This window comes from Pseudomonas sp. 3-2, from assembly GCF_019710535.1.
Lineage (GTDB): Bacteria > Pseudomonadota > Gammaproteobacteria > Pseudomonadales > Pseudomonadaceae > Aquipseudomonas > Aquipseudomonas pharyngis.
The window spans coordinates 5,104,653-5,131,356 of record NZ_CP081200.1 but is presented as its reverse complement, the minus strand read 5'-3'; the positions used below and the strand labels follow the sequence as shown (position 1 = coordinate 5,131,356).

General features: G+C 59.7%; 27 protein-coding genes. 13 read left to right on the top strand and 14 right to left on the bottom strand.

The window, feature by feature from the left end; all coding sequences use genetic code 11:
* Nucleotides 1–72: 72 nt before the first annotated feature.
* A complete protein-coding gene (gene rnt, locus K3819_RS23265) occupies nt 73–747 on the bottom strand; it encodes a ribonuclease T (RefSeq protein WP_007953196.1) in 675 nt (224 codons plus the stop codon).
* Nucleotides 744–1,790 carry a dihydroorotase gene (gene pyrC / locus K3819_RS23260; RefSeq protein ID WP_221398028.1) on the bottom strand — a complete coding sequence of 349 codons (1,047 nt, stop codon included), beginning with the start codon at nt 1,788–1,790 and terminating at the stop codon, nt 744–746. The genes rnt and pyrC overlap by 4 nt, the downstream gene beginning before the upstream one ends.
* Before the next feature lie 160 nt (nt 1,791–1,950).
* Here pyrC and K3819_RS23255 point away from each other — a divergent pair, with 160 nt between their 5' ends.
* Together K3819_RS23255 and K3819_RS23250 are read left to right on the top strand one after the other, a co-directional pair.
* On the top strand, nt 1,951–2,859 hold the full coding sequence (locus tag K3819_RS23255; protein ID WP_007953200.1) for an OmpA family protein: 909 nt from the start codon (nt 1,951–1,953) through the stop codon (nt 2,857–2,859).
* Nucleotides 2,860–2,988: 129 nt separating this feature from the next.
* Nucleotides 2,989–4,206 (top strand): argininosuccinate synthase, encoded by a 1,218-nt coding sequence (locus K3819_RS23250; RefSeq protein ID WP_007953201.1) that lies wholly within the window; start codon nt 2,989–2,991, stop codon nt 4,204–4,206.
* A gap of 133 nt (nt 4,207–4,339) precedes the next feature.
* Here the strand turns inward: K3819_RS23250 and K3819_RS23245 are convergent, their stop codons facing one another.
* Entirely contained in the window at nt 4,340–4,921 is a 582-nt protein-coding gene (locus tag K3819_RS23245) for a hypothetical protein (protein ID WP_221398027.1), read from the bottom strand.
* Nucleotides 4,922–5,319: 398 nt separating this feature from the next.
* Between K3819_RS23245 and K3819_RS23240 the strand changes: the two genes are divergently transcribed.
* Nucleotides 5,320–5,946 carry a response regulator transcription factor gene (locus K3819_RS23240; RefSeq protein WP_007953203.1) on the top strand — a complete coding sequence of 209 codons (627 nt, stop codon included), beginning with the start codon at nt 5,320–5,322 and terminating at the stop codon, nt 5,944–5,946.
* An 88-nt stretch (nt 5,947–6,034) separates the two neighbouring features.
* On the opposite strand, the gene K3819_RS23235 is transcribed toward K3819_RS23240, so the two are convergent.
* The 8 genes from K3819_RS23235 to metG all read right to left on the bottom strand — a co-directional run bounded on the left by K3819_RS23235 (nt 6,035) and on the right by metG (nt 13,070).
* Nucleotides 6,035–6,214, bottom strand: coding sequence for a PA3496 family putative envelope integrity protein (locus K3819_RS23235; RefSeq protein ID WP_039765850.1), 180 nt, complete (start codon nt 6,212–6,214; stop codon nt 6,035–6,037).
* Nucleotides 6,215–6,321: 107 nt separating this feature from the next.
* Nucleotides 6,322–6,960: an endonuclease III gene (gene nth, locus K3819_RS23230; RefSeq protein WP_039765852.1), complete on the bottom strand. Its 639-nt coding sequence runs from the start codon at nt 6,958–6,960 to the stop codon at nt 6,322–6,324.
* Nucleotides 6,957–7,538: an Rnf-Nqr domain containing protein gene (locus K3819_RS23225; protein ID WP_221398026.1), complete on the bottom strand. Its 582-nt coding sequence runs from the start codon at nt 7,536–7,538 to the stop codon at nt 6,957–6,959. Before K3819_RS23225 ends, nth begins: the two co-directional genes overlap by 4 nt.
* A complete protein-coding gene (locus tag K3819_RS23220; protein ID WP_221398025.1) occupies nt 7,535–8,140 on the bottom strand; it encodes an RnfABCDGE type electron transport complex subunit G in 606 nt (201 codons plus the stop codon). The genes K3819_RS23225 and K3819_RS23220 overlap by 4 nt, the downstream gene beginning before the upstream one ends.
* Nucleotides 8,137–9,120, bottom strand: coding sequence for an RnfABCDGE type electron transport complex subunit D (locus K3819_RS23215; protein ID WP_221398024.1), 984 nt, complete (start codon nt 9,118–9,120; stop codon nt 8,137–8,139). The genes K3819_RS23220 and K3819_RS23215 overlap by 4 nt, the downstream gene beginning before the upstream one ends.
* A complete protein-coding gene (gene rsxB / locus K3819_RS23210; RefSeq protein ID WP_221398023.1) occupies nt 9,107–10,321 on the bottom strand; it encodes an electron transport complex subunit RsxB in 1,215 nt (404 codons plus the stop codon). Before rsxB ends, K3819_RS23215 begins: the two co-directional genes overlap by 14 nt.
* A complete protein-coding gene (locus K3819_RS23205; RefSeq protein ID WP_103387009.1) occupies nt 10,318–10,887 on the bottom strand; it encodes an electron transport complex protein RnfA in 570 nt (189 codons plus the stop codon). Before K3819_RS23205 ends, rsxB begins: the two co-directional genes overlap by 4 nt.
* 131 nt (nt 10,888–11,018) lie before the next feature.
* Complete coding sequence (metG, locus tag K3819_RS23200) at nt 11,019–13,070, bottom strand: methionine--tRNA ligase (protein WP_221398022.1); 2,052 nt, start codon at nt 13,068–13,070, stop codon at nt 11,019–11,021.
* Between the two features lie 155 nt (nt 13,071–13,225).
* Here metG and apbC point away from each other — a divergent pair, with 155 nt between their 5' ends.
* On the top strand, nt 13,226–14,320 hold the full coding sequence (apbC, locus tag K3819_RS23195; RefSeq protein ID WP_221398021.1) for an iron-sulfur cluster carrier protein ApbC: 1,095 nt from the start codon (nt 13,226–13,228) through the stop codon (nt 14,318–14,320).
* A 68-nt stretch (nt 14,321–14,388) separates the two neighbouring features.
* Here apbC and K3819_RS23190 read toward each other — a convergent pair whose 3' ends face one another.
* Nucleotides 14,389–15,147, bottom strand: coding sequence for an SDR family oxidoreductase (locus K3819_RS23190; protein ID WP_011335726.1), 759 nt, complete (start codon nt 15,145–15,147; stop codon nt 14,389–14,391).
* A 160-nt stretch (nt 15,148–15,307) separates the two neighbouring features.
* On the opposite strand from K3819_RS23190, the gene K3819_RS23185 reads away from it, so the two are divergent.
* From K3819_RS23185 to groL, 4 genes are all read left to right on the top strand, one after another.
* Nucleotides 15,308–16,039 (top strand): HugZ family protein, encoded by a 732-nt coding sequence (locus K3819_RS23185; RefSeq protein ID WP_085610861.1) that lies wholly within the window; start codon nt 15,308–15,310, stop codon nt 16,037–16,039.
* A 65-nt stretch (nt 16,040–16,104) separates the two neighbouring features.
* Nucleotides 16,105–16,581 (top strand): FxsA family protein, encoded by a 477-nt coding sequence (locus K3819_RS23180; RefSeq protein ID WP_085610860.1) that lies wholly within the window; start codon nt 16,105–16,107, stop codon nt 16,579–16,581.
* Between the two features lie 257 nt (nt 16,582–16,838).
* Nucleotides 16,839–17,132, top strand: a complete 294-nt coding sequence (locus K3819_RS23175) for a co-chaperone GroES (RefSeq protein ID WP_003227685.1) — start codon at nt 16,839–16,841, stop codon at nt 17,130–17,132.
* A 49-nt stretch (nt 17,133–17,181) separates the two neighbouring features.
* On the top strand, nt 17,182–18,828 hold the full coding sequence (groL, locus tag K3819_RS23170; RefSeq protein ID WP_039765873.1) for a chaperonin GroEL: 1,647 nt from the start codon (nt 17,182–17,184) through the stop codon (nt 18,826–18,828).
* Between the two features lie 75 nt (nt 18,829–18,903).
* Here the strand turns inward: groL and K3819_RS23165 are convergent, their stop codons facing one another.
* On the bottom strand, nt 18,904–19,647 hold the full coding sequence (locus tag K3819_RS23165; RefSeq protein WP_221398020.1) for a phosphatase PAP2 family protein: 744 nt from the start codon (nt 19,645–19,647) through the stop codon (nt 18,904–18,906).
* Nucleotides 19,648–19,865: 218 nt separating this feature from the next.
* On the opposite strand from K3819_RS23165, the gene colR reads away from it, so the two are divergent.
* The 5 genes from colR (at nt 19,866) to K3819_RS23140 (ending at nt 23,592) form a co-directional block, all read left to right on the top strand.
* Entirely contained in the window at nt 19,866–20,549 is a 684-nt protein-coding gene (gene colR / locus K3819_RS23160) for a two-component system response regulator ColR (protein WP_085610857.1), read from the top strand.
* Nucleotides 20,539–21,813, top strand: a complete 1,275-nt coding sequence (locus tag K3819_RS23155; protein WP_064599121.1) for a HAMP domain-containing sensor histidine kinase — start codon at nt 20,539–20,541, stop codon at nt 21,811–21,813. The genes colR and K3819_RS23155 overlap by 11 nt, the downstream gene beginning before the upstream one ends.
* 162 nt (nt 21,814–21,975) lie before the next feature.
* Nucleotides 21,976–22,644, top strand: a complete 669-nt coding sequence (locus tag K3819_RS23150; protein ID WP_221398019.1) for a class I SAM-dependent methyltransferase — start codon at nt 21,976–21,978, stop codon at nt 22,642–22,644.
* Between the two features lie 4 nt (nt 22,645–22,648).
* Nucleotides 22,649–23,362 (top strand): lipopolysaccharide kinase InaA family protein, encoded by a 714-nt coding sequence (locus K3819_RS23145; protein WP_064599119.1) that lies wholly within the window; start codon nt 22,649–22,651, stop codon nt 23,360–23,362.
* Nucleotides 23,363–23,364: 2 nt separating this feature from the next.
* Nucleotides 23,365–23,592 (top strand): hypothetical protein, encoded by a 228-nt coding sequence (locus K3819_RS23140; protein WP_011335717.1) that lies wholly within the window; start codon nt 23,365–23,367, stop codon nt 23,590–23,592.
* 72 nt (nt 23,593–23,664) lie between these two features.
* Here K3819_RS23140 and K3819_RS23135 read toward each other — a convergent pair whose 3' ends face one another.
* A complete protein-coding gene (locus K3819_RS23135) occupies nt 23,665–26,694 on the bottom strand; it encodes a multidrug efflux RND transporter permease subunit (protein WP_221398018.1) in 3,030 nt (1,009 codons plus the stop codon).
* Between the last annotated feature and the right edge of the window lie 10 nt (nt 26,695–26,704).

The following is a 26,704-nucleotide window of genomic DNA, read 5'->3' as shown; positions in this document are numbered from 1 at the left end:
CGCATCGTCGAGGTACAAAAAAACCGGCTCTTGAGCCGGTTTTTTCATGCGCGGGATTTAACCCGGCGACCCTCAGTCGTCGAAATCTTCCCAGCCGCCCATCTGTTTCCAGCGGTTGACGATGCCGCAGAACAGCTCGGCCGTCTTCTCGGTATCGTAACGCGCCGAATGCGCTTCACGACCATCGAAGTCGATGTCGGCTGCCTGACAGGCCTTGGCCAACACGGTTTGACCGTAAGCCAGACCGGCGAGGGTCGCGGTGTCGAAGCTGGAGAACGGGTGGAACGGATTGCGCTTCATGTCCAGCCGCGCGACGGCCGCGTTGAGGAAGCCCAGATCGAAGCTGCTGTTGTGGCCGACCAGAATCGCCCGCTTGCAGCCGTTGGCCTTCAAGGCCTTGCGCACGCCACGGAAGATGTCGGTCAGCGCCGTCTCTTCGCTGACGGCCATGCGCAACGGGTGATCGAGCTTGATCCCGGTGAACTCCAGTGCCGCCGCTTCAACGTTGGCGCCTTCGAACGGCTCGACGCGGAAGAAGTAGGTGTGATCCGGATAGACAAAACCCTTTTCATCCATGGCGATGGTGGTCGCGGCAATCTCCAGCAGAGCGTCGGTGGCCGAGTTGAAGCCACCGGTTTCTACGTCGACGACAACCGGTAGGTAGCCGCGAAAGCGTGCTGCCATTGGATGGCGCGAACCACCACCACCTTGACCGTCCAGTTCGTCGTCGAAATGGTCTTCACTCACGCGTGTTCCTCCAGCAGGCGCCAGCGCAGTTTTTCACCGGCGCGCAGCGGGATAACGGTCAGCTCGCCGAAAGGCAGGCTGGTTGGGGCGGTCCATTCGTCACGAACCAGGGTGATGCGATCGGTGTTTGCCGGCAGGCCGTAGAAACGTGGGCCGTTGAGGCTGGCGAATGCTTCGAGCTTGTCCAGCGCATTGCGCTGTTCGAAGGCTTCGGCATACAGCTCGATGGCGGCGTACGCGGTGTAGCAGCCGGCGCAGCCGCAGGCGGCTTCCTTGGCGTGCTGGGCGTGCGGCGCCGAGTCGGTGCCGAGGAAGAACTTCGCGCTGCCGCTGGTGGCGGCGTCAAGCAGGGCTTCCTGGTGCGTGTTGCGCTTGAGGATCGGCAGGCAATAGAAGTGCGGCCGGATCCCGCCCACCAGCATGTGGTTGCGGTTGTAGAGCAGGTGATGCGCGGTGATCGTTGCGCCGACGTTGGCGGACGCCTCGTTGACGAACTGCACGGCATCGCCGGTGGTGATGTGTTCGAACACCACTTTCAGCGTCGGGAAACGCTCGACCACGCGGCGCATGTGCTCGTCGATGAAGATTTTTTCGCGGTCGAACACGTCGACGTCGCCACGGGTGACTTCACCGTGGATCAACAGCGGCATGCCGACTTCGGCCATGGCTTCCAGCGCCGGGAAAATCTTGTCGATGCTGGTGACCCCGGAATCGGAGTTGGTGGTGGCGCCGGCCGGGTACAGCTTGGCGGCGTGCACGAAACCGCTGGCCTTGGCCTCACGGATTTCTTCGGGCTGGGTGCGGTCGGTGAGGTACAGCACCATCAGCGGCTCGAAACGATTGCCGGCCGGGCGGGCAGCGAGAATCCGCTGGCGATAGCCGTCGGCTTCAGCGGCGTTGCGCACCGGAGGTACCAGGTTGGGCATGATGATGGCGCGACCAAAGGTGCGCGCGACATCCGCAACGGTGTTGGTCAACACGGCACCATCGCGAAGATGAATGTGCCAGTCGTCGGGACGCAGCAGGGTCAGGCGGTCGGACATGAGGGGATTCCAGGCGGGTCAAACTGAGGCGAATGCTACCGGAAAAGACTCTTGCAGGCACTCGCTATCAAGTTTTGCGACGAGCGTCCGATATCCCATAGGTATGCCGTAAAGATGTATGTCTCGGTCTTTTTTGTTGTAGAAGCCAATGGAGCCTCCCGTGCGCCAGCGATATTTAGCCTTGCTCAGTGTGTTTGCCAGCCTTCCCGCGATGGCACTGACCTACCAGACTCGTCTGGAGAACATTGAGTGGACGGTCGAGGGCGACAAGTTCGAGTGCCGTCTGACGCAGCCGATCACCGACTTCGGCTCGGGGCAATTCGTGCGCAAGGCCGGCGAGCAGGCGACCTTTCGCCTGAACGCCTACAACGCCATGCTGGGCGGCGGTTCGGCGACTTTGCTGGCGGCGGCTGCGCCGTGGCAGCCGGGGCGTGGCGACATCAATCTGGGCACGGTTCGACTGGGCAGCGGCAACGTGCTGTTCAACAGTTCGCAGTCCCAGGCCGGGCAACTGATCAGCGGGCTGATGGACGGTCGCAGCCCGGTGGTACGTCGGGCATCAGGCGATGGTCGGGTGTCGGAAGTGCGCCTGCTGCCGGTCAAGTTCAGCAAGGCGTTCAATGACTATCAGACCTGCGTGGCGAAACTGCTCCCGCAGAATTTCGATCAGGTCAAACAATCGCAGATCGGCTTCCCCGGCGAAGGCATCGAGCTGGACGCCGCCGCCAAGGCCAAGCTGCAAGTGATGCTCGAGTACATGAAGGCCGATCCGACGGTCAATCACATTGAGCTCGACGGCCACTCCGACAACAGCGGCAATCGCCTGACCAATCGCGAGCTGTCGCGCCGCCGCGCGCTGGCCGTGGTCGACTTCTTCAAGGCCAACGGCATCCAGGAATCGCAGATCACCGTACGTTTCCATGGCGAACGCTACCCGTTGGTCCCGAACACCAATGCCGCCAACCGGGCCAAGAACCGCCGGGTCAACGTGCACCTGGCGCGGGTGGCACCGACTACCGCACCGGCGCCTCAGGCCAGCACTCCGGCCAACACGGCGGCGACTTCCTGACCTGCCGGTCATCGTCGCCCTCTCGACAGATTCTGTCGCTTTGTCGTCTTAAGCTGTCGCGCCTCTGTAAATTATCGCGTTTGGGCGGTAGACTCCTCGGCTTTCCGTAGAACCCCGTGGAGTGATGGCATGGCGGACGTAAACAAGGTCGTTCTGGCGTATTCCGGCGGCCTGGACACTTCGGTGATCCTCAAGTGGCTGCAGGATACTTATAACTGTGAAGTCGTGACCTTCACCGCTGACCTGGGTCAGGGCGAAGAGGTCGAGCCGGCTCGCGCCAAGGCGCAGGCCATGGGCGTCAAAGAAATCTACATCGACGACCTGCGCGAAGAATTCGTGCGTGACTTCGTGTTCCCGATGTTCCGCGCCAACACCGTTTACGAAGGCGAGTACCTGCTGGGTACTTCCATCGCGCGTCCGCTGATCGCCAAGCGTCTGATCGAAATCGCCAACGAAACCGGCGCCGACGCCATTTCCCACGGCGCCACCGGCAAAGGCAACGACCAGGTGCGTTTCGAACTGGGTGCCTACGCACTCAAGCCAGGCGTGAAAGTAATTGCTCCATGGCGCGAGTGGGACCTGCTGTCCCGCGAGAAGCTGATGGACTACGCCGAGAAGCACGCGATCCCGATCGAGCGTCACGGCAAGAAGAAATCTCCGTACTCGATGGACGCCAACCTGCTGCACATCTCCTATGAAGGCGGCGTGCTGGAAGACACCTGGACCGAGCACGAAGAAGACATGTGGCGCTGGACCGTCTCCCCGGAGAAGGCTCCCGACACCCCGCAATACCTGGAACTGACCTACCGCAACGGCGACATCGTTGCGCTGGACGGCGTCGAAATGACCCCGGCCACCGTACTGGCGACCCTGAACAAGATCGGTGGCGAGCACGGCATCGGTCGTCTCGACATCGTCGAGAACCGTTACGTTGGCATGAAGTCCCGTGGCTGCTACGAAACTCCGGGCGGCACCATCATGCTGCGCGCTCACCGCGCAATCGAGTCGATTACCCTGGACCGCGAAGTCGCTCACCTCAAAGACGAGCTGATGCCGAAATACGCCAGCCTGATCTACACCGGCTACTGGTGGAGCCCTGAGCGTCTGATGCTGCAACAGATGATCGACGCTTCCCAGGTCAACGTGAATGGCGTCGTGCGCCTGAAACTGTACAAGGGCAACGTGATCGTGACCGGCCGCAAGTCCGACGATTCGCTGTTCGACGCCAACATCGCGACCTTCGAAGAAGACGGCGGCGCCTACAACCAGGCCGATGCGGCGGGCTTCATCAAGCTCAACGCACTGCGCATGCGCATCGCTGCCAACAAGGGCCGCAAGTTGTTCTGAATCGTTTGGTTCGGATGTGAAACAAAGGCCTTGTCGTAAGACAAGGCCTTTGTGTTTCTGGGCGCTCCGTTCTTCAAACTGATCCGGATCTGTATTTTCGTTGCGGTTGCTGTGCCCGTCTTCTGCAGCGCGTTCAAACCTTTTCCACCTGGATCATACTCATTGAATCCACGTCGTAAGCAATGCAGTAGGTAGTTCCGGCAGCCTTCTTTGCTTGTTTAAACGATTTTAAGACGTTTTCTGTTAATGAAACGTCCGATATCGAGCGGGTCAGGAACAGGAATATTCTGAGCGAGTGCTTGGAAGAGGGTGGGATTTTTTTCAATAGCGCGTCTGTGTCAAATTCGACACTTCGTCCCCTGATATCAACGATATATAGCGTAGTGAAAGATTTTTGCAGTTTTACTGTGTGCAATTCTATATCGTGCTGAGTCGCTGTTTCATGCAAGTGGGATGCAGTTTCCTCAAAAGCCTTTAAAAAGCTGTCGTCGTTTTCAAAATCCGAAGGTGCATAAAGGGACCGATAGTTGAAATTAAGGGTTATGAAGAAAAGGAACGACAGGAAAAAAGGAAAACTGATTAGAAGCCAGATGTAGATCTTCCGGTCTTCGTTATCCAGAAAGGGCAAGGAAACCGCTGCGGAAGTCTCGGTTATCAATGCAAATACGGCGATAATGTTTATGGGGTTGTTGATCTTTCTGTCGGTTTTTAACATGTGCTCTGCTCATGAAGTTGTTGGTCTCGTTATGGGGTTTCTAATGATTTGTATAGCGGGCTGTCAGATTGATGGTCTGACGCTGGTTAGTTGGTGTTTATCGGAAATGTCGTTGAATTAATATAGGTATGTTGTTTCTGGTTTTTATTTCTTTTGGTTGGTTTTTTTGTTGGGGGGGCTTTGTCAAAATATTGTCGAGTTTCGAACGGTTGGGTGGCGGGTTTTATGTTCTTCAAGACTGTCATTTTTCTCGTGGTCCTTTTCTGTAGGAAAAATCTTTATTGGCTGTAGGAGTTGTCTCTTGATGCCGGTATGAATGAACTTCTCCATGCCATGAGTGAAATGACTGCGTTATTGTGCCGGTTCTAAAAATTCGAACAGCGAAACTGGACTTGCCCATGAATAAAGTGCTGATCGTGGATGATCACCCCGTCATTCGTCTTGCGGTGCGTATGCTGATGGAACGTCATGGCTACGAAGTCATTGCAGAAACCGACAATGGAGTGGATGCATTACAACTTGCCCGTGATCAGATGCCGGATATCGTAATACTGGATATCGGCATACCGAAACTGGATGGACTGGAAGTCATTGCGCGTCTTACGACAAGTGCGATGCCGTTGAAGGTGCTCGTGTTGACATCCCAGTCGCCTGGGCACTTTTCCATGCGCTGCATGCAATCGGGGGCGGCGGGTTATGTTTGCAAGCAACAGGATCTGACGGAGTTGCTGAGTGCAATCAAGGCGGTACTGTCCGGATACAGCTATTTTCCGAATCAGGCGTTGCATACGGTGAGGACCAGCCTGGGAAACGCCAGCGAGGCCGATATGGTGGATCGCCTGTCCGGGCGTGAAATGATGGTGTTGCAGCAACTGGCGCGCGGCAAGACCAACAAGGAAATCGCCGACGGGATGTTCCTCAGTAACAAGACCGTGAGTACCTACAAGACCCGATTGCTTTTAAAGCTCAATGCGCGGTCGCTGGTGGATCTGATTGAGTTGGCGCAGCGGAACGGCCTGGTCTGAGAGTTTCTGTGGCTGACGGATCATGGGCGGATCGGAATCAGCGTATGCCAGAAAGAGAAAAGCCTCCGTTTCGGGAGGCTTTCAAATATCAGAGATCAAAGTCGTAATCGGCCAGTTGCTTCTGCAGTCGGCGCTCCTCAAGCAGGTTGTCGATGGTTCGGCGCTTGCTGAGATTGGTCTTGGCAACTTCAACCACCGGTTCGGCGTCTTCGGCTTCGGCAGCGATGAAATCGTCGTCTACATCCAGTTGTTCTTTGCTGTCAGTCATAAGGTCAACTCCAGGCTAAGACTGCCTTTGGCGCCCCTTATATCGATATTCCAGCAGATGGTAAAAAAGATTTTTTCAATCGATAAATCAATAACTCCAATAGCCGCTCAATCGTCGGAAGTCTTGTGCTTGTACTCGCACAAATCTTCGATCCGACAGCTGCCACAGCGGGGCTTGCGTGCCAGACACACATAGCGTCCGTGAAGAATGAGCCAGTGGTGCGAGTCGAGCAGGTATTCCTTTGGCACGAACTTCATCAGCTTCTTTTCCACCTCGACCACATTTTTTCCCGGTGCAATGCCGGTGCGGTTGCTGACCCGGAAAATGTGGGTGTCAACGGCCATGGTCAACTGTCGGAACGCAGTGTTGAGCACGACATTGGCAGTTTTGCGGCCAACGCCCGGCAAGGCCTCCAGTTCTTCGCGAGTCTGCGGGACTTCGCCATTGTGCAGCTCGACCAGGAGACGACAGGTCTCGATCACGTTTTTGGCCTTGCTGTTATAGAGGCCGATGGTCTTGATGTATTCGGACAGTCCTTCGACGCCAAGGGCATGAATGGCCGCCGGCGTATTCGCCACCGGGAACAGTTTGGCCGTCGCCTTGTTCACCCCGACGTCCGTCGATTGCGCGGACAGAATCACTGCGATCAACAGTTCGAAAGGCGAAGAATAGGCCAGCTCGGTCTTGGGTTCGGGGTTGTCCTCGTGAAACCGGCGGAAGATCTCCAGACGTTTTGCGGCATTCATGGGTGATGCGTTTCCTCGGGTAGGTCGGCAGGGCGAGTCCAGGCCTGACGGGCGGCCAGTAACAGTCCAAGCAATATGAAGGCGCCGGGAGCCAGCGTCGCGAAATGAAGACTGTCGCCGAACAGAATCAAACCTTGCCAGTGTTCCGACAAATGATGGCCGATGCTGCCCTGACCGATCAGCTCACGCAACATCGCAAGCGCAATCATCAGCGCGACAAACAGCCCGCACTGTTTCAGACGTTCACGTACAGGCTGGCGAAAAAATCCATCGTGCTCCAGCACGACGCACTGCAAGCCAATCAACCCGGCATAAAGACTGATCAGTTGATGCCACTGCAGCGCACCGCGTTGCAGAACAATATCGGCGCAGCCCGCAAGGGTTGCGGCCAGCACCAGGCTGACCGGCAACAGGCTCTCGCTGCTCAGGCGCGAGCGCAGCGGTGCCATGCACAAACTGTAAACGCCCACGACAACCGTAAACATCAACAGCGTCGCCAGCGCACCCGCCACGGAGTCGGTGGCACCGATCAACAGCACCAGCATCATTGAATTGGACAGAGTCGCTGACGTATTCATTGCGCGCTCCCGAGCAGGGTGGTCCGGTGTTCATCGAAATAACGCAGGGCATCGTGGAGTGCGTTGATCGCCGCACGAGACGTAATGGTGGCGCCCGCGATCTGGTCGAATTGCCCCTGATCCTTCTTCAAGGCCCACCCGGCGTCCGTCGGTTGGTTGCTCGATTTTCCGCTAAAGGTCTGAAGCCAGCTATTTGGCCAGTCGCCGATATGTCCACCCAGCGAAGGCGTTTCGTTTTGCTCGAGGGTTTTGACACCGAGCAATCGACCGTTGGCGTCGATGGCAATCAGCAACTGGATATTGCCGGCATAACCTTGGGCCTGGCTGCGTAACAGCACTGCCACGGGTTGGCCGCTTTTGCTCGCCCGATAACCGCCCAGCAACAGACTGTGGCTCAGGTTGATGTCGGTCAGCGCCAGAGGTTGTTCAAGCGGCTGATTGTCGTAAGCGTCGAGCGGAAGCACGTCCAACAGCTTGCGACTTTCAAGCAGACGCTGTTCGGCGGCGATCTGAGGTGCGTTGCTGCGTTGCACCAACCACGTCACGCCGATGCCCAACGCAGTAATCAAAGCCAATGTGATCAGGCTGCTCGTGCGGTTCATGGCGTCACCTGCGTCTGACGGGCCATGGCGAAACGCTCAAGCGCCGGCACGCACAGGTTCATCAACAGCACCGCAAACGCCACGCCATCGGGGTAACCGCCCCAAGTGCGAATCACATAAGTCAGCAACCCCACGCCCGCGCCGAACAACAGACGGGCGAGCGGGCTTTTTGCCCCCGATACCGGTTCAGTAACAATGAAGAACGCCCCCAGCATCGTCGCGCCGCTCAGCAGGTGAAACAGTGGCGAGCCGTGGGAGTCCGATCCCGAACCGTTCCAGCACAACAGGCTGATCACGAACAGGCTGGCGAGCATGCCGACCGGCGCGTGCCAGCCAAACACCCGACGCTGCAACAGCAACAACCCACCGCCGAGGAACGCCAGGTTCACCCATTCGACGCCGTGCCCGCCAACGCGACCGAACGCCGGATCGCCGGCAAACAGTTCATCCATGGTCAGGCTTTTATTGATGCGCAGACTGTCCAGCGCGGTGGCCTGAACCCAGGCGTCCGGTTGCGCGCCCAGATTGAACACCTGGCCAAAAGCCGCCGTCAGCTCCATGCCGTGGGCCGGCCAGTGGGTCATCGGCTGAGGGAACATCACCATGGCCAAGGCAAAGCCGAGCATGGCCGGGTTGAAAGGGTTTCGGCCCACGCCACCGTACAGATGTTTGCCCAGCAGCAGGCCCGAGGCGATCGCAGTGACCGTCAGCCACCACGGGCAATAGGGCGGCAGCGCGATCGCCAGAAGCGTGGCGCTGACCACCGCGCTGCCATCGCTCAAGGTGGACTGCAGCGGTTGCCGGCGCAGATAAGTCACGGCAGCTTCAACCCCCAAGGCCGTGACGACGGACAGGATCAGGTTGATCAGCACGCCCCAACCGTAAAACCAGAACAACGCCAGCCATCCCGGCAATGTCGCCAGCAAAACCAGCTTCATTGCCTGTTGCAGGCGCTCGTCTCTGGTTTCAATGGATGACATGGGCTTGTACCTGCCGCTCTGCTTCTTGCAGGCGGGCGCGGGCCTTTTCGAGGATGTCGGCGGGCGTGCCGTCGCGCCGTTGCAGTTTGTTCAGATCGGCGCGAGCGTAGGCCAGTTCGGTTTTCAGCTGACGCAGCTGATCGTCGATCGGGCGTTTCTCGACACGCACAAGCTCCGGCGCCGGTTGATCGCTGGCGGCTTCGGCGTTGTGCAGCGCCTGTTCGGCGTCACGCAGCGCTTGCTCCAGTAAGGCGATCTCGGCTGGCGGGGCCTCTGCGGTTTGCGCTTTTTTCAGTTCGGCACGGCGCATCGCCAACTGGATTTTCGCCCGTTTCAGATCGGCGTCCTTTGCCGGGGCGGCCACGACCGGCGCAGGTGCCGCGCTGCTTTCCAGCTTCGCAAGTGCCTGTTCGGCCGCTTCGAACTGTTGTTGCAGGACGATCAGTTGCGATTGCTGATCGAAGGTCGGCGGATGACCGAAGGCCTTGAGCGACTTGTTCAATTGCGCCCGACTCATGGCCACGTCGATCTTGGCTTTTTTCAGCGCAGCATCGGCGGTCGCGGCTTTTTGTGCGCGCACCCGTTCCAGCGCTGCCTGCACCGGATCGAGCGTGGTGGCGGCGACTTCGACCTGGGCCGCGCGCTGCGCCCGGGCTTCGCGTTCGGCCTGCTTCTGCTGTTCTTCACGTTGCAGGCGAGCATTGCGTCGTTCGAAACGCTGGCGGGCGTGATCCCGTTTGGCCGCACGAGCCTGTTGTTCTTCAAGGCTGGTGGCCAGACCACCCACCACCGGCAGCGTGCCGAGCGGCAACGGGTGCATTTCGATGCAGTCGACCGGGCAGGGCGCCACGCACAGATCGCAACCGGTGCATTCGTCGATGATGACGGTGTGCATCAGCTTCGCTGCGCCGACGATGGCGTCGATCGGGCAGGCCTGGATGCACTTGGTGCAGCCGATGCATTCGGCCTCGCGGATGTAGGCCACTTGCGGCGGCGCCGAACCGCGACTGGTGTCCAGCTCCAGCACCGGGATTTTCAACAGTTCGGCCAGCGCCGCGATGGTTTCGTCGCCACCCGGCGGGCACTTGTTGATCGGCTCGCCGTTGGCGATGCCTTCAGCGTAGGGTTTGCATCCGGGATGGCCGCACTTGCCGCATTGGGTCTGCGGCAGCAAGGCATCGATGCGTTGAATCAGACTCATGTTTTGATCAGTCCACTGAATCCGAGAAAAGCCACGGCCATCAGTCCGGCGCCGATCAACAGGATCGGCAGGCCACGAAAGGGCAGGGGAATATCGTTGTCGGCTGTGCGTTCGCGCAAATCGTTGAACAGGCTCAACACCAGCCAGAAACCCAAGCCGGCGCCAAGGCTCAGCGCTGTCGCATGCAACAGACCCGTGTCCGCTTGCGCGTTGATCAGCGTCAGTCCCAGCACACCGGCATTGCCCAGCAGCAGCGGCCACAAACCATCGAATGGCAGAGCGGGGAGCCAATACGCCAACAGCTTCAGCAACGGCGTGATCAGCAAGATGCTCAACGGCATAAACACAAACAGGCGCAGGAATTCCAGTTGCAACGGCACCAGCAGCCAATGCCAGAGCACGTAACCCGCCACACCGACAAGCAGCATCAGACACAACGTCGCCAGCCCCAGCGCATGCACTTGTCGACGCTCACTGCCCAGCAGCGGATCGACGCCCAGCGGCCAGTGCAACACGAAGTTGTTGATCAGCGCAGCACTGAAGAGCGTAAGCACGAGTTCGGTCATGGGTCTGCCGGTGGAAGCGGGCGTGTGTCACTTAAGGTTAGGCATTATCCGGCAGCCGTGGAGGGCGGGCCAGATATGAAAAATCCCACAGGCGCACGGAGCACGCCTGTGGGATCTGTCAGGGCAGAATCTTACTTGATGCGCTGACCCGGCTTGGCGCCGCTGTCCGGGCTCAGCAGGTAGATTTCTTCACCACCAGGGCCGGCTGCCATCACCATGCCTTCGGAGATGCCGAACTTCATTTTCCGTGGCTTGAGGTTGGCGATCATCATGGTCAGGCGGCCGTCGAGCTTCGACGGATCCGGGTAAGCGCTCTTGATCCCGGAGAACACGTTGCGTTGCTCGTCACCGATGTCGAGGGTCAGACGCAGCAGCTTGTCCGCACCTTCAACGTGTTCAGCCTTGACGATCAGCGCGACGCGCAGGTCGACGGCGGCGAAGGTGTCGAAGTCGATTTCCGGCGACAGCGGATCCCTGGCCAGTTCGCCATTGCCGGCAGGCGCGGCGGCGCCGGTGTCGGTCTGGCTGGCGGTCAGGTCTTCTTTCGAGGCGTCGGTCATGGCTTGCACTTTTACCGGGTCGATGCGGGTCATCAACGGTTTGAATTCGTTCAACTGGTGGTTGGCCAGCAGGGTGGTGTGGTCGTTCCAGGTCAGCGGCGCGACGTTGAGGAACGCCTCGGCATCGGCGGCCAGCACTGGCAGCACCGGTTTGAGGAAGATCACCAGCTGACGGAACAGGTTGATCGCCGTGGCGCAGACTGCCTGGACTTCATCCTGCTTGCCTTCCTGCTTGTTCAGCGACCATGGCGCCTTGTCGGCGATCCAGGCGTTGGCGCGGTCGGCCAACGCCATGGTTTCGCGCATGGCACGGGCGAAGTCGCGGGCCTCATAGGCGTCGGCGATGCTCGGCGCGGCAGCCAGGAAGGCTTCGGTCAGTTCCGGTGCGGCGTTGGTGTCCACCAGCAGACCGGCGTTGCCCTTCTGGATGAAACCGGCGCAACGGCTGGCGATGTTGACGACTTTGCCGACCAGATCGGAGTTGACCTTCTGCACGAAGTCTTCGAGGTTCAGGTCGAGGTCATCCACGCCACGGCCGAGTTTGGCCGCGTAGTAATAGCGCAGGTATTCCGGCGACAGGTGATCCAGGTAGGTACGGGCCTTGATGAAGGTGCCGCGGGACTTGGACATCTTCTGGCCGTTGACGGTCAGGTAGCCGTGTACGTTGATCCCGGTCGGCTTGCGCAAACCCGCACCTTCGAGCATCGCCGGCCAGAACAGGGCGTGGAAGTTGACGATGTCCTTGCCGATGAAGTGGTACAGCTCGGCGGTGGAGTCCTTGCCCCAGAACGCGTCGAAGTCCAGCTCCGGCGTGCGGTTGCAGAGGTTCTTGAAGCTGGCCATGTAGCCGATCGGCGCGTCCAGCCACACGTAGAAATACTTGCCCGGCTCGCCCGGGATCTCGAAACCGAAGTACGGCGCATCGCGGGAGATGTCCCACTGTTGCAGGCCGGCGTCCAGCCATTCGGCGATCTTGTTGGCCACGGCGTCCTGCAGGGTGCCGCTGCGGGTCCAGGCCTGGAGCATTTCCTGGAAGTCCGGCAGCTTGAAGAAGAAGTGCTGGGAATCCTTGAGCACCGGGGTGGCGCCGGAGATGGCCGACTTCGGATCCTTCAGGTCGGTCGGTGCGTAGGTTGCACCGCATTTTTCGCAGTTGTCGCCGTATTGGTCCTCAGTGCCGCATTTCGGGCAGGTGCCCTTGATGAAGCGGTCGGCCAGGAACATTTTCTTTTCCGGGTCGAAATACTGGGTGATCGAACGTTGGGCGATGTGCCCGGCGTCACGCAGCTTCAGATAAATCTGGCTCGACAGCTCACGGTTTTCTTCGGCGTGAGTGGAGTGGAAGTTGTCGAAGTCCACCAGGAACTCGGCAAAGTCGGCGCTGTGTTCAGCCTGGACATTGGCGATCAGTTGTTCCGGGGTGATGCCTTCCTTTTCCGCGCGCAGCATGATCGCCGAACCGTGGGCGTCGTCGGCGCAGACATAAATGCACTGATTGCCGCGATGCTTCTGGAAGCGCACCCACATATCGGTCTGGATGTATTCCAGCATGTGGCCAAGGTGGATCGAACCGTTGGCGTAGGGCAGGGCGCTGGTGACGAGAATCTTGCGTGGTTCGGACATGTGGGGCTTCGCTACTTGATGAAACGGAGGTCGGCCACTATAAAGCGCCGGGAAAGATATTTCACCTCTGCAAATCGTTGCCGGGCATGCCGTCCGGAGGACAGAAGGGGTAGGATACCCGCCATCTTTTCCCAGTCTTGTTATCGGAGTTGCCCATGAGTGCCGTCACTCGCGCAGCGGTGGAAGCCGTCCTCAGCCAATACACCGACCCTTACCTGAACCAGGATCCGGTCAGCGCCGGTTGCGTGCGCAACATCGAAATCACCGGCGATCGCGTCAGCGTGCAGCTGGAAATCGGCTATGCCGCCGGTCTGTTCAAGAGCGGCTGGGCGCAATTGCTGCAACTGGCCATCGAAAACCTCGACGGCGTGGTGACTGCGAAGGTCGAGGTCAACAGCGTGATCGCCGCGCACAAGGCCCAGGCGCAGATCCCGGGGCTGGCCAATGTCAAGAACGTGGTCGCCGTGGCCTCCGGCAAGGGCGGTGTGGGCAAGTCCACCACCGCCGCCAACCTGGCACTGGCGCTGGCCCGTGAGGGCGCGAAGGTCGGAATTCTCGACGCCGATATCTACGGCCCGAGCCAAGGCATCATGTTCGGCATTCCCGAGGGCACCCGCCCGCAGGTCAAGGATCAGAAGTGGTTCGTGCCGCTGCAGGCCCACGGCGTGGAAGTGATGTCGATGGCGTTCCTGACCGACGACAACACGCCGATGGTCTGGCGCGGGCCGATGGTGTCCGGCGCGCTGCTGCAACTGGTCACGCAAACCGCCTGGGGCGACCTGGATTATCTGGTGATCGACATGCCGCCAGGCACCGGCGACATTCAGCTGACGCTGGCGCAGAAAGTCCCGGTGGCCGGCGCCGTGATCGTCACCACACCGCAGGATCTGGCACTGCTCGATGCGCGTAAAGGCGTGGAGATGTTCCGCAAGGTCAACATTCCGGTGCTGGGCGTGGTGGAAAACATGGCCGTGCACATCTGCTCGAACTGCGGGCATGCCGAGCATCTGTTCGGTGAGGGCGGTGGCGAGAAGCTGGCGACCCAGTTCGGCGTCGAGCTGCTGGCCTCGTTGCCGCTGTCGATGCTGATCCGCGAGCAGGCCGACGGCGGCAAGCCGACGGTGATTGCCGAGCCGGACAGCCAGATCGCCATGGTCTATCAGGAACTGGCACGTCACGTCGGCGCGCGGATCGTGCTGCAGGAAGCGGCGTCGCCGGCAATGCCGAACATCACCATCAGCGACGATTGATGCCTGCGGTTTGAACAAAAACGCCCCGGTGCCTGTGCACCGGGGCGTTTTTCATTGCGTGGCAGGGGTCAGATACGCAACCCGCCGTCCATCTCCAGAATCCGGCCGGTGTAGTAGTCGTTCTCGAAGATGTACGCCGCCGAATGGGCGATCTCTTCCGGCTTGCCCATGCGCTTGAGCGGAATGCCCGAGGTCATTTTTTCCAGCGCTTCAGGCTTCATGCCCAGGGTCATCTCGGTTTCGATGAAGCCCGGTGCGATACCGGCCACGCGAATGCCGTAGCGCGCCAGTTCCTTGGCCCAGGTCACGGTCGCCGCAGCGACGCCGGCCTTGGCGGCGGAGTAGTTGGTCTGGCCGACGTTGCCCGCGCGGGAGATCGACGAGATGTTGATGATCGCGCCGCTGTTCTTCAGCTCGACCATTTTCGCCGCCACTTCACGGGTGCAGAGGAACACGCCGGTCAGGTTGACGTCGATCACCGCCTGCCACTGGGCCAGGCTCATCTTGGTCATCTCGCCGTCCTTGACCTTGAGCAGCAGGCCGTCGCGCAGGATCCCGGCGTTGTTGATCAGACCGTGGATCGCGCCGAAGTCTTCGGCGACCTGGGCGACCATATGCGTCACTTGCTCTTCGTTGGCGACGTTGCACAGGTAGCTGCGCGCCTCGACACCCTTGGCCTTGCAGGCCGCGACCGCGTCATCGAGTTTTTCCTGGTTCAGGTCGACCAGCGCCAGCTTCGCGCCCTTGCCCGCGAAATACTCGGCCATCGAGCGGCCCAAGCCTTGGCAACCGCCAGTGATAATGATTACTTTGTCGTTGAGTTGCATTCGCATGCCCCCGAGAGCAGGTCAGAGTGGTCCTTACAGGTAGCCTCTCGATCTGCACCGGCCAGCAGCCTGTTGCACATGAGAACTGCCCGATGGCGAGTGGGACAAAACCCATGCGCCTGTCCGTTTTGTCGACGGATTCTATTTAAGGAGTCATAAATTGAGCGTTGAAGCGGCTAAGAATGCCCGAGAATTGCTTCTCAAGGAATACCGTGGCGTGCTGTCGACCCACTCCAGATCGATGCCCGGTTTTCCGTTCGGCTCTGTGGTTCCCTACTGCCTGGACGAGCAGGGCCGGCCGCTGATCCTGATCAGCCGTATCGCCCAGCACACCCACAACCTGCAGAAAGATCCGAAATGTTCGCTGCTGGTGGGTGAGCGCGAGGCCGACGATGTGCAAGCCGTTGGTCGCCTGACCTATCTGGCCGAGGCGGAAAAACTCGAAGACGCTGCCGCCATCGAAGCCGCCGCCGAGCGTTACTACCGCTACTTTCCCGACTCGCAGAATTACCACAAGGCCCACGATTTCGACTTCTGGGTGCTCAAGCCGGTACGCCACCGCTATATAGGCGGCTTCGGCGCGATCCATTGGGTCGACCAACTGACACTGGCCAACCCGTTCGCCGGCAAGGCCGAGATCAGCATGGTCGAGCACATGAACAGCGACCACGCCAAGGCCATCGCGCATTACGTGGACCTCGCCGGTCTGCCGAAAACCGTACCGGCGCAACTGGCCGGGATCGACACTGAAGGCATGCACCTGCGCATCGGACAGGCGTTGTACTGGCTGCCGTTTCAAACCCCCTGTCATACGCCGATACAAGTGCGCGAGGCCTTGGTTTCTCTGGCTCACGCCGAGGTCTGGCCAAAAAATGCGCTGGCCGACGCTTGAATTCACGAAAGGGCGACGTCATCTAAGGCTTACTGCAAGGCATTTCTTGCGTTGAGGAAACTTTGATGCGCCCTTTTTTGTTGCTCTTTCTGCTGTTCCCGGTGTTGGAGCTGTTCGTATTCGTCAAAGTGGCAGGGGCTATCGGGTTTTTCCCGGCCCTGCTGCTGATCATTCTCGGCTCGATGTTCGGCGTGTTCGTGCTGCGCATCGCCGGGTTGGCCACCGCACTGCGTGCCCGTGAAAGCCTGAACCGCGGCGAACTGCCTGCGCAGACCATGCTCGAAGGCCTGATGCTGGCCCTGGCCGGTGGTCTGTTGATCCTGCCGGGCTTCATCAGCGACGTGGTCGGTCTGGTGCTGCTGTTGCCGTTCAGCCGTCGGCTGGTCGCCAACAAGATGCGCCAGCGCGCCGAAGAACAGGCCATGCGCCAGCGAGCGTTCGCCGATGACCTGCAACCTCGCGGCGGTCCCGCGCCGCGCCAGCCTCTTGGCCGTGAAGGCGATGTGATCGAAGGCGAGTTCGAACACCGCGACAGCAAGTAAATTCTGCATCGACACGGCACCTTCGGGTGCCGTGTTCGTCTATGGCACGAATTCATGCAGCCGCATGAAAATTTTTTGTCTCCAGCCCTTGTAATAAGCTTATGCGCCCTTATGTATCGGTCACCGCAAGGTTCCGGCATATGAGTCGGACAGACTTTCGCGGCTCGCTCGACGAGCCGCAACCGGCGCAGGCCGGATTCGTTAAACCCGCCGGGACTACACCGGCCGATGAAAACCACAATTAGGAGAGATCGACAATGAAGCTTCGTCCTCTGCATGACCGCGTCGTCATCCGTCGCAGCGAAGAAGAAAAGAAAACCGCTGGCGGTATCGTCCTGCCAGGTTCGGCTGCTGAAAAGGCCAACCACGGTGTGATCGTCGCTGCAGGTCCAGGCAAGACTCTGGAAAACGGTGAAGTGCGTGCGCTGGCCGTTAAAGTCGGCGACAAGGTTGTGTTCGGTCCTTACTCCGGCAGCAACACTGTGAAAGTCGACGGCGAAGACCTGCTGGTAATGGCTGAGAACGAGATTCTCGCTGTACTGGAAGGCTGATACCCCGCTCATTTTCCCGCTACTACAAAGTATTTAAGGAATATCGATCATGGCTGCTAAAGAAGTTAAGTTCGGCGATGCCGCTCGCTCCAAGATGCTCAAAGGCGTCAACGTTCTGGCTGACGCGGTAAAAGCGACCCTGGGCCCGAAAGGCCGTAACGTGATCCTCGAGAAGAGCTTCGGCGCTCCGACCATCACCAAGGACGGCGTTTCCGTCGCCAAGGAAATCGAACTCGAAGATCGCTTCGAAAACATGGGCGCGCAGCTGGTCAAAGACGTTGCCTCCCGTGCCAACGATGACGCCGGTGACGGTACTACCACCGCTACCGTTCTGGCTCAGTCGATCGTCAACGAAGGCCTGAAAGCCGTCGCTGCCGGCATGAACCCGATGGACCTGAAGCGCGGTATCGACAAAGCGACCATCGCGATCGTCAAAGAACTGAAAGCCCTGTCCAAGCCATGCGCTGACACCAAGGCCATCGCTCAGGTCGGCACCATCTCCGCCAACTCCGATAACTCCATCGGCGACATCATTGCCGAAGCCATGGAAAAAGTCGGTAAAGAAGGCGTGATCACCGTTGAAGAAGGCTCGGGCCTGGAAAACGAACTGTCGGTTGTAGAAGGCATGCAGTTCGACCGTGGCTACCTGTCCCCGTACTTCGTCAACAAGCCGGACACCATGGTCGCCGAGCTCGACGGCCCGCTGATCCTGCTGGTCGACAAGAAGATCTCGAACATCCGCGAAATGCTGCCAGTGCTGGAAGCCGTTGCCAAAGCCGGCCGTCCACTGCTGATCGTGGCCGAAGACGTTGAAGGCGAAGCCCTGGCGACTCTGGTTGTGAACAACATGCGTGGCATCGTTAAAGTCGCAGCCGTCAAGGCTCCAGGCTTCGGCGACCGTCGCAAGGCCATGCTGCAGGACATCGCCGTTCTGACCGGCGGTACCGTCATCTCCGAAGAGATCGGCCTGAGCCTGGAAAGCACCACTCTGGAGCATCTGGGTAACGCCAAGCGCGTCACCCTGTCCAAGGAAAACACCATCATCGTTGACGGTGCTGGCGTTCAAGGCGACATCGAAGCCCGCATCGCTCAGATCCGTGCCCAGGTTGCCGAGACCTCCTCGGACTACGACCGTGAAAAACTGCAAGAGCGTCTGGCCAAGCTGTCCGGCGGCGTTGCAGTGATCAAGGTTGGCGCTGGTTCCGAAGTAGAAATGAAAGAGAAGAAAGCCCGCGTTGAAGACGCCCTGCACGCAACCCGCGCAGCCGTTGAAGAAGGCGTGGTACCTGGCGGTGGCGTTGCGCTGATCCGTGCTCTGGAAGCCCTGACCGAACTGACCGGCGACAACGCTGACCAGAACGTCGGTATCGCTGTGCTGCGTCGCGCTGTTGAAGCGCCGCTGCGTCAGATCGCTGCCAACTCCGGTGACGAGCCAAGCGTAGTCGTCAACGAAGTGAAGAACGGCAAAGGTAACTTCGGTTACAACGCTGCTTCCGGCGAGTACGGCGACATGATCGAAATGGGCATCCTGGACCCAACCAAGGTGACCCGTTCGGCTCTGCAAGCTGCAGCCTCCATCGGCGGTCTGATCCTGACCACCGAAGCTGCCGTTGCTGACGCACCGAAGAAAGAAGGTGCAGCTGGCGGCGGTATGCCAGACATGGGCGGCATGGGTGGCATGGGCGGCATGATGTAAGCCAGCCTTACTCCTGTAACGAAAAACCCCGTCTGCGAGAGCAGACGGGGTTTTTTATTGCCCGCGTTTCAGGGTTCAGGCGTTGGCCGGTTGTACCAGAGTCGTGGCCTGGGTCTTTGCTGCCGGGCGATACAGAATCCAGTAATACGACCCCAGACAGATCAGCCAGCAGAAGATCGCCGTCCACACGTTGTGGGAAAAGAAGTGTGCGCCCTGCATCATCCGGCTGATCGAAAACACCGACCCCAGTGCAAAGGCAAAGATGAACGCCTGACGGGCCAGCCGCGGGCGACGGTCACGCAGCACGAAGAACAGCGCAAACAAGGTAAAACCTGTAGCCGCATGACCACCCGGCCAGCAACGACCGGGCTTGTCGGTAGGCGGGCGATGCTCCAGCAGTTTGCTGTAGGTTTCGTGGCCGCCGAACTGTTCGAGGCTCCATGGGCATTGCACTGCCGTCACCGCTTTCACCGGCGTGACAAACGAGGTGGCCAAACCCAGCGACAGCACCAGGCAGCCCAGCTCACGCTTGAACGGTTTGAGCCTATCGATGAAAAACGCACCGATGAACCCGAGGATGGAGAACACCGAAAAGGCGATCACCACTTGTTTGGCGCGGTCGTGGAGGATGTCTTCGAGAAAATAACTGTGCCGGCCGATGAAGTCGCCCGCGACCGGATCGTAAAACAGCCGGGCCAGATCCATGTCCAGATCGGTCAGCTCCAGCAAGACCAGAATGACCGCCGCAACGGCGGGAATACCCAGGCAAAGCCATACATTCAAAGGCCTTGAGGCAGGTCGGGCAGAGATTGAAACCATGGCAATTCCTTCATCGGTAAGGTCTTCAAAGAAGCAAAACCGCGTGAGTCTGCTCCCGGTTCTGTCGGCGATTTGTCGACCGCTCGTGAAAAACTCGTCAAGTCCGGCGATCCGTGCAATTAAGTCAAATCAACCTGCCCCGCGCCTAGCCGTGAGCCACACTTGGCCGTAAGCTGCGCGGGCCAAGACGGCCGCTACCGTGTACGGAGGAGGTGCCCATGCGAATTCTATTGGTCGAAGACAACCGCGATATCCTGGCCAATCTGGCCGATTACCTGGGGCTCAAAGGCTACACCGTCGATTGCGCCCAGGACGGTCTGTCGGGGCTGCATCTGGCCGCCACCGAGCATTACGACCTGATCGTGCTCGACATCATGCTGCCGGGGATCGACGGCTACACCCTGTGCAAGCGCCTGCGCGAAGACGCCCGTCGTGATACGCCGGTGATCATGCTCACCGCCCGCGATCAGCTCGATGACCGCTTGCAGGGCTTCAAGTCCGGTGCCGACGATTATCTGGTCAAGCCGTTCGCGCTGTCGGAACTGGCGGCCCGGGTCGAAGCCGTGATGCGCCGCACCCAGGGCGGCGGCCGTCGTGCCCTGCAGGTCGGCGATCTGAGCTACGACCTCGATACCCTCGAAGTGACCCGCGAAGGCAAATTGCTCAAGCTCAACCCGGTCGGCCTCAAACTGCTGGCGGTGCTGATGCAAAAGAGCCCGCATGTCCTGCGTCGGGAAATTCTCGAAGAAGCGCTGTGGGGCGATGACTGCCCGGACAGCGACAGCCTGCGCAGCCATGTTCACCAATTGCGCCAGGTGATCGACAAACCATTCTCCAAGCCATTGCTGCACACCGTGCATGGCGTGGGTTACCGCTTGGCCGAGGGCCGCGATGGAGTTTAAGCAAAGCCTTGCCCAGCGGATCATCATCGCCTTTGCGCTGATGAGCGCGCTGGTAGCCGGGGCGTTTGCCATGGGCATCGTCGCGACCGTGCACCTGGTCGAGGAAAAACTGATTTCCGCCGGGCTGGGCGGCGACCTGCAACGCCTGCTGTTGATGGACAACGTCTCGGACTGGAGCCATCGACCAGAACCGGATCAGTTGTTTTATTTCAGTGGCGGGCCGGGGGATTTCGAGCTGCCCAAGGACCTGCGACACCTGGATTCAGGTTTCCATGAAGTCTTTCGCGAGCAGCTGTCGTATCACGCAATGGTCGAGATCGTTGATGGTCGGCGTTATGTGCTGCTGCAGGATCAAAGCGATTTTGAAGAGCGCGAGCGCGTATTGTTCGCCGTGGTGCTGGTGGGCTTCGTGCTCAGTCTGGCACTGGCGGTGTTCCTCGGCTGGGTGCTGGCCCGCAAGGTGATGGCCCCGGTGGTGCGGCTGGCCCGCCAGGTACGTCATCGCGATCAGTTGCTCGGACTGGCGCCTCCGCTGGCGCCCGACTACGCGGCGGACGAGGTGGGCGAGCTTGCGGTGGCGTTCGACGCGACACTTGGGCGATTGCGTCAGGCACTGACGCGGGAACGCTTGTTTACCAGCGACGTCAGCCATGAGTTGCGTACACCGCTCATGGTGCTGGCCAGCTCCTGTGAACTGCTGCTGGAAAACCCGGGTATCGATCAGCGCGGCAAGGCTCAGGTTCAGCGCATCGCGCGCGCCAGTGAGGAAATGCGCGAACTGGTGCAGACCTTCCTGATGCTGGCACGGGCCCAGCGTGAAGACGCCGGCGCAGCGCCCCAGCAAAGCCTCTCGCAAGTGGCTGACAGTTTGCTGTGCCTGTGGCGAGAGCCCATCGAATCCAAGGGCTTGCAGCTGATTTTCGAACCGGGCAATCCGCCCGACACCCGTTACAACGCAACGCTGCTCAATGCCGTGATGGGCAACTTGTTGCGTAACGCCTTGCACTACACCGAACAGGGATTCATTCGCTTGACCCTCAATGCCAACGGATTCGTGGTCGAGGATTCGGGCGTCGGCATTCCCGAGGAAAAGCGCGAGGCGATGTTCCAGCCTTTTGTGCGCGGCAACGAAAAACGCGGAGAAGGGCTGGGATTGGGTCTGTCACTGGTTCAACGCATCTGCGAGAACCAGGGCTGGAGTGTCACTTTGAGCACGATGGAGCCTAATGGCTGCCGTTTCGAGGTGGATCTGGGCAAGCGCTGAAAGCGGTGCATCTGACACGAGAGTGCCTCCAACCTGTCCAAATCCTGTATAACCTTGAAATAGTTTGCCGGTTTACATGACGTTTTTTTCACAAAGGGATGACCTGACGCTGACACGCCGCTGCTTAAGGTGACGTCATCAGTAATTTCAGGAGTCCTGGTGATGGCCGGCCCGATCAAGCTCGATTTTTCCGAAAAATACGACGACAACCATGCGCAGAAGTACCTGCGTAAACATCAGGACGGTCTGGGGCGTCGTTTGTCCAATTGGCGAGATCAGCAGTTGGCCCGCAAGGCGTTGACCCTTGTTGGCGAGCCGGGCCTGGTGCTGGACCTGCCATGCGGTGCTGGACGTTTCTGGCCACTGCTGGCGGAAAAACCCAATCGGGTGATCATCGGGGCGGACAACTCCGAGTCGATGATCAAGACCGCCATGCAGGCCCAGCCGGCGGATGTGGTGAAACGGGTACAACCCTTGCACACATCTGCGTTCGACATTGCCTTGCCTGATAACGCCGTCGACAGCATTTTTTGCATGCGACTGCTGCATCACATCGGCGAAGCCGAGCACCGCCGGGCGATTCTGCGCGAGTTCGAGCGTGTCACCCGGGACAGCGTAATCATTTCGCTGTGGGTGGACGGCAATTTCAAGTCCTGGAAACGCAAGCGCGCCGAGCGCAAGCGTGGGCAGGAAGGTTACCAGAATCGATTTGTGTTACCGGCCGCAACGGTTGAAAAGGAATTCGAAGAAGCAGGATTCCGGATCCAGGAACAACTGGACTTTATTCCGCTCTATGCCATGTGGCGAGTCTACGTATTACGCAAGAGGTAAGAGGATGGCAGTGCAATTTGCAGCAGAAGCGGAAGTCGCTCCCGAGGATCGCTTCGACTACTACTGGAACCAGCGCGGTGAGTGGGTGGAAGAACCCAATGTGCGTCGTGGTGGCGAAAGTGGTGTGCAGCGGGTGGTGGGGCGCGATGGTCAACTGCTGTATGCCAAGCGCCAGACCGGACATATCTATCGCAGCTGGCGGCACCCGTTCGGGCGGCCTACCGTGTTGCGTGAACTGGATGCGCTGACCGGGGTTTCCCGTCTCGGGGTTCGTGTTCCTGAAATCGTGTTCTGTGGTGCGCAGCCCGATCCGAAATTCAATTGGCGCGCGCTGTTGGTGACCAAATCCCTCGATGGCTTTCAGGAGTTTGAGCAATGGAAGGCCGCCGGCGGTCGTGAGCAATATGGCGAAGCCGTCTATGAACGCGTGCTCAAGGACCTCGCCGAAAACCTGGCGCGCATGCACAAGGGCCGTTGGCAGCACAGCTGCATCTACATCAAGCACGTGTTCGTGCGGGTGACGGGCGCAGGTGAATCGGCCAAGGTCGAAGTCGCTCTGATCGATCTGGAAAAATGCCGTCAGCGTCTGACCGCTCATCGCGCGGCCGCCCATGACATGAAGCAACTGCGTCGCCACTCGTCGTTCAGCGCTACGGACTGGAAAAAACTCGTCTACTTTTATGAGACGGCGTTTGGCAGCGCTATCAAAGGTTTATAGCGATGAAACTAGAAATTGCACGAGGTTTGTTTCTGGTAGGAGCCTTGGCAGTTGCATCATTGGCGGTGGCGGCCTGGGAACAGCCACGCATGCAGGTCATTGGCGCATCGGCCAGTGATCCGCATTGCCCGATGCCTCGGGTGGCGAAAGCCGCCGTGGCCACACAACCCGATCATGATCTATTGCTGTTCATGTTCGGACTTTCTCAAGGGATGAGGCCGCAGAGTTGAATCGTTCGATTAGAGCCAAAGGCCTCGCCAATGCGAGGCCTTTTTTATTGCGTCATGGCTTGTTTTACTGCGTCATGCCTTGGGATCGGGTTTCGCCAGCACGGTGTAAACACACGGCAGGACAAACAGCGTAAACAGCGTCCCGATCGACATCCCGGTTGCAATCACCGTCCCGATGTCGAAGCGGCTGACCGCACCGGCGCCGGTGGCCACGATCAGCGGCACCATGCCGAACACCATCGCCGCCGTGGTCATCAACACCGGGCGCAGACGAATAGCCGCTGCTTCCTCCACCGCCTCGCGGGGTGTCAGGCCCTTCTCCTTGCGCAGCTGGTTGGCGAACTCGACGATCAGGATCCCGTGCTTGCTGATCAGCCCAATCAGCGTCACCAGCCCGACCTGGGTGTAGATGTTCATGCTCGACCAGCCGAGGAACAGCGGAATCAGCGCCCCGCAGATCGACAGCGGCACGGTCACCAGAATCACCAATGGATCGCGGAAGCTTTCGAACTGCGCCGCCAGCACCAGGAAAATGATCGCCAGCGCCAGGGCGAACGTCACCCACAGCGCGCTGCCTTCCTGGACGAACTGCCGGGAGGCGCCGCCGTAATCGAAGGCAAAACCGGCCGGGGCTTCTTCCCGGGCGATCTGCAACACGCTGTCGATGGCTTCGCCCATGCTCACCAGCGGGAACCCGGACAGCTTGGCCGCGTTGAGTTGCTGGAACTGGTTGAGCTGTCGCGGTCGCGCGCGGTCAGTGACGGTGATCAGGGTCGACAGCGGCAGCAGTTCGCCCTGGGTGTTTTTCACGTAGTAGTTGTTCAGCCAGTCCGGGTTGTCGCGGTAGGCCCGTTCGACCTGGGCGATGACCTTGTAGCTGCGGCCTTCGATGGTGAACCGGTTGATTTCCGCCTCGCCCAGCAAAGTCGCCAGCGTACCGCCCAGATCCTGCATCGACACACCCATCTGCGCAGCCTTCGCGCGGTCGATGTCGACCACCACTTCGGGTTTGTCGAAAGCCAGATCAAGGTCGACGAAGGCGAACTTGCCCGACTCCATGGCGCGCTTCTTGATCCGGTCGGCCACTTGCAGCAACAGCTCGTAGTCGTTGGCGGTGTTGATCACAAACTCGAACGGCAGGCCCTCACCGGTGCCGGGCAGGGATGGCAGGTTGAAACCGAAGATCTGCAGGCCCGGAATGCCCTCGAGTCTGCCCTGCACCTCGGGGAGGATTTCCATTTGCGTGCGGCTGCGCTCGTTCCAGGGCTTGAGCAGGAAGCCGCCGATGCCGCTCTGCACGCCGTTATAACCGTTGATCTGGAACGATGAGTAGTACTCCGGGAACTCCTTGAAGATCTTGATGAACTCGTCGGTGTAGGTGTTCAGGTAATCGAGGTTGGTTGGCTGCGGGGCGTTGGCCATCATGAAGATGATGCCCTGATCCTCGTCCGGCGCCAGTTCCGACTTGGTGAACTTGAGCAGCACCGGAATCAGGCACAGCACGATCACCGCAAACACCAGTACCACCGGCCGGGTATTGAGCGTGCCGTGCAGCATGGCTTGATAGCGCCGCTTGAGGCTGTCGAAAATCCGGTCGAGGCGGTGGGCCAGGCCAGTGGGGTTTTCATCGTGGCGCAGCAGCATGGCGCACATCATCGGCGACAGGGTCAGCGCGACGACGCCGGAGATTACTACCGCCCCGGCCAGGGTCAACGCAAACTCCTTGAACAGCGCCCCGGTCAGCCCGGTCAGGAAGCCGATCGGTGCGTAGACCGCCGCGAGGGTGATGGTCATCGACACCACCGGCATGGCGATTTCCCGGGCGCCTTCGAGTGCGGCCTCCAGTGGTGTCTTGCCTTCCTCGATGTGCCGGTGAATGTTTTCCACCACCACAATCGCGTCGTCGACCACCAGCCCGATGGCCAGCACCATTGCCAGCAGGGTCAGCAGGTTGATCGAGTAGCCCATCATCTGCATGAAGAACATCACGCCGATCATCGACAGCGGAATGGTCACGACCGGAATCACTACCGAACGCAGGGCACCGAGGAACAGGAACACCACCACGATCACGATCAGCACCGCCTCGAACAGGGTTTTCACCACTTCGTCGATGGACGCCTGGATGAACAGCGTGGCGTCGTAGGCGATTTCGCTCTTGAGATTGGGCGGCAGCTGGGCTTCCAGCTCCGGCATGATCTTGCGTACTTCCTTGATCACTTCCAGCGGGTTGGCCCCGGGCGTGGCCTTGATCCCGATGTATACCGAGGGCGTACCGCCGAATGAACTGATCGAGTTGTAGTTCTCCGCGCCCATCTCGACCCGCGCCACATCGCTGAGCAGCACCCGGCTGTCGCCGCTGACCTTGAGCGGAATCTTGCCGAAGGCTTCGGCGGACTTCAGTTCGGTGTTGGCGTTGATGCTGGTGACCACGTATTCGCCTTTCACTTCGCCGGCGGCGGAGAGGAAGTTGTACTGGCGCACCGCATTGGTCACGTCGCTGGCACTGAGGCCGAAGCCGGCGAGTTTCACGGGGTCAATCCACAGGCGCATGGCGAACACCTGGTTGCCGAGAATCTCCGCTTCGGCCATGCCCGGCAGGGTCGCCAGTTTCGGCTGGATCACCCGCGACAGGTAGTCGGTGATCTGCGGGTTGTTCAGCTCCTTGCTGAAGAAGCTGATGTACATCAGTGCCGAGGCGTCGGCGGCTTCCTTGCTCAGCACCGGATCTTCGGCGTCCTGGGGCAGTTTGTTCTTCACCTCGTTGGCCTTGGCCAGCAATTCGGTGAACAAACGGTCGCTGTTGGAGCCGATGCGCGCATAGATCGAAATCACCGAGAAGTTCTGGCGACTGACCGAGGTCATGTAGTCGATGCCTTCGGCGCTGGCCAGGCTCTGTTGCATCGGCTGGGTGATGTAGCCCTGGATGGTTTCGGCGTTGGCCCCGGGGTACGCGGTGGTCACCGTGATCAGGGCGTTTTCCATTTGTGGGTACTGGCGCAGCGGCAGTTTGCTCCAGGCCTGGAAGCCCAGCAGCACAATCAGCAGGCTGACCACGGTGGCGAGCACCGGGCGGCGGATGAACGGATCAGTAAAAGCCATGGGGTTTCCT

Bases quoted from the DNA above. Each gene is read 5' to 3' on its own strand.
- pyrC (WP_221398028.1), bottom strand. From the start codon at position 1,790: ATGTCCGACCGCCTGACCCTGCTGCGTCCCGACGACTGGCACATTCAT.
- K3819_RS23250 (WP_007953201.1), top strand. From the start codon at position 2,989: ATGGCGGACGTAAACAAGGTCGTTCTGGCGTATTCCGGCGGCCTGGAC.
- K3819_RS23245 (WP_221398027.1), bottom strand. From the start codon at position 4,921: ATGTTAAAAACCGACAGAAAGATCAACAACCCCATAAACATTATCGCC.
- K3819_RS23240 (WP_007953203.1), top strand. From the start codon at position 5,320: ATGAATAAAGTGCTGATCGTGGATGATCACCCCGTCATTCGTCTTGCG.
- K3819_RS23235 (WP_039765850.1), bottom strand. From the start codon at position 6,214: ATGACTGACAGCAAAGAACAACTGGATGTAGACGACGATTTCATCGCT.
- nth (WP_039765852.1), bottom strand. From the start codon at position 6,960: ATGAATGCCGCAAAACGTCTGGAGATCTTCCGCCGGTTTCACGAGGAC.
- K3819_RS23225 (WP_221398026.1), bottom strand. From the start codon at position 7,538: ATGAATACGTCAGCGACTCTGTCCAATTCAATGATGCTGGTGCTGTTG.
- K3819_RS23220 (WP_221398025.1), bottom strand. From the start codon at position 8,140: ATGAACCGCACGAGCAGCCTGATCACATTGGCTTTGATTACTGCGTTG.
- K3819_RS23215 (WP_221398024.1), bottom strand. From the start codon at position 9,120: ATGTCATCCATTGAAACCAGAGACGAGCGCCTGCAACAGGCAATGAAG.
- rsxB (WP_221398023.1), bottom strand. From the start codon at position 10,321: ATGAGTCTGATTCAACGCATCGATGCCTTGCTGCCGCAGACCCAATGC.
- K3819_RS23205 (WP_103387009.1), bottom strand. From the start codon at position 10,887: ATGACCGAACTCGTGCTTACGCTCTTCAGTGCTGCGCTGATCAACAAC.
- metG (WP_221398022.1), bottom strand. From the start codon at position 13,070: ATGTCCGAACCACGCAAGATTCTCGTCACCAGCGCCCTGCCCTACGCC.
- apbC (WP_221398021.1), top strand. From the start codon at position 13,226: ATGAGTGCCGTCACTCGCGCAGCGGTGGAAGCCGTCCTCAGCCAATAC.
- K3819_RS23190 (WP_011335726.1), bottom strand. From the start codon at position 15,147: ATGCAACTCAACGACAAAGTAATCATTATCACTGGCGGTTGCCAAGGC.
- K3819_RS23180 (WP_085610860.1), top strand. From the start codon at position 16,105: ATGCGCCCTTTTTTGTTGCTCTTTCTGCTGTTCCCGGTGTTGGAGCTG.
- K3819_RS23175 (WP_003227685.1), top strand. From the start codon at position 16,839: ATGAAGCTTCGTCCTCTGCATGACCGCGTCGTCATCCGTCGCAGCGAA.
- groL (WP_039765873.1), top strand. From the start codon at position 17,182: ATGGCTGCTAAAGAAGTTAAGTTCGGCGATGCCGCTCGCTCCAAGATG.
- K3819_RS23165 (WP_221398020.1), bottom strand. From the start codon at position 19,647: ATGGTTTCAATCTCTGCCCGACCTGCCTCAAGGCCTTTGAATGTATGG.
- colR (WP_085610857.1), top strand. From the start codon at position 19,866: ATGCGAATTCTATTGGTCGAAGACAACCGCGATATCCTGGCCAATCTG.
- K3819_RS23155 (WP_064599121.1), top strand. From the start codon at position 20,539: ATGGAGTTTAAGCAAAGCCTTGCCCAGCGGATCATCATCGCCTTTGCG.
- K3819_RS23150 (WP_221398019.1), top strand. From the start codon at position 21,976: ATGGCCGGCCCGATCAAGCTCGATTTTTCCGAAAAATACGACGACAAC.
- K3819_RS23145 (WP_064599119.1), top strand. From the start codon at position 22,649: ATGGCAGTGCAATTTGCAGCAGAAGCGGAAGTCGCTCCCGAGGATCGC.
- K3819_RS23140 (WP_011335717.1), top strand. From the start codon at position 23,365: ATGAAACTAGAAATTGCACGAGGTTTGTTTCTGGTAGGAGCCTTGGCA.
- K3819_RS23135 (WP_221398018.1), bottom strand. From the start codon at position 26,694: ATGGCTTTTACTGATCCGTTCATCCGCCGCCCGGTGCTCGCCACCGTG.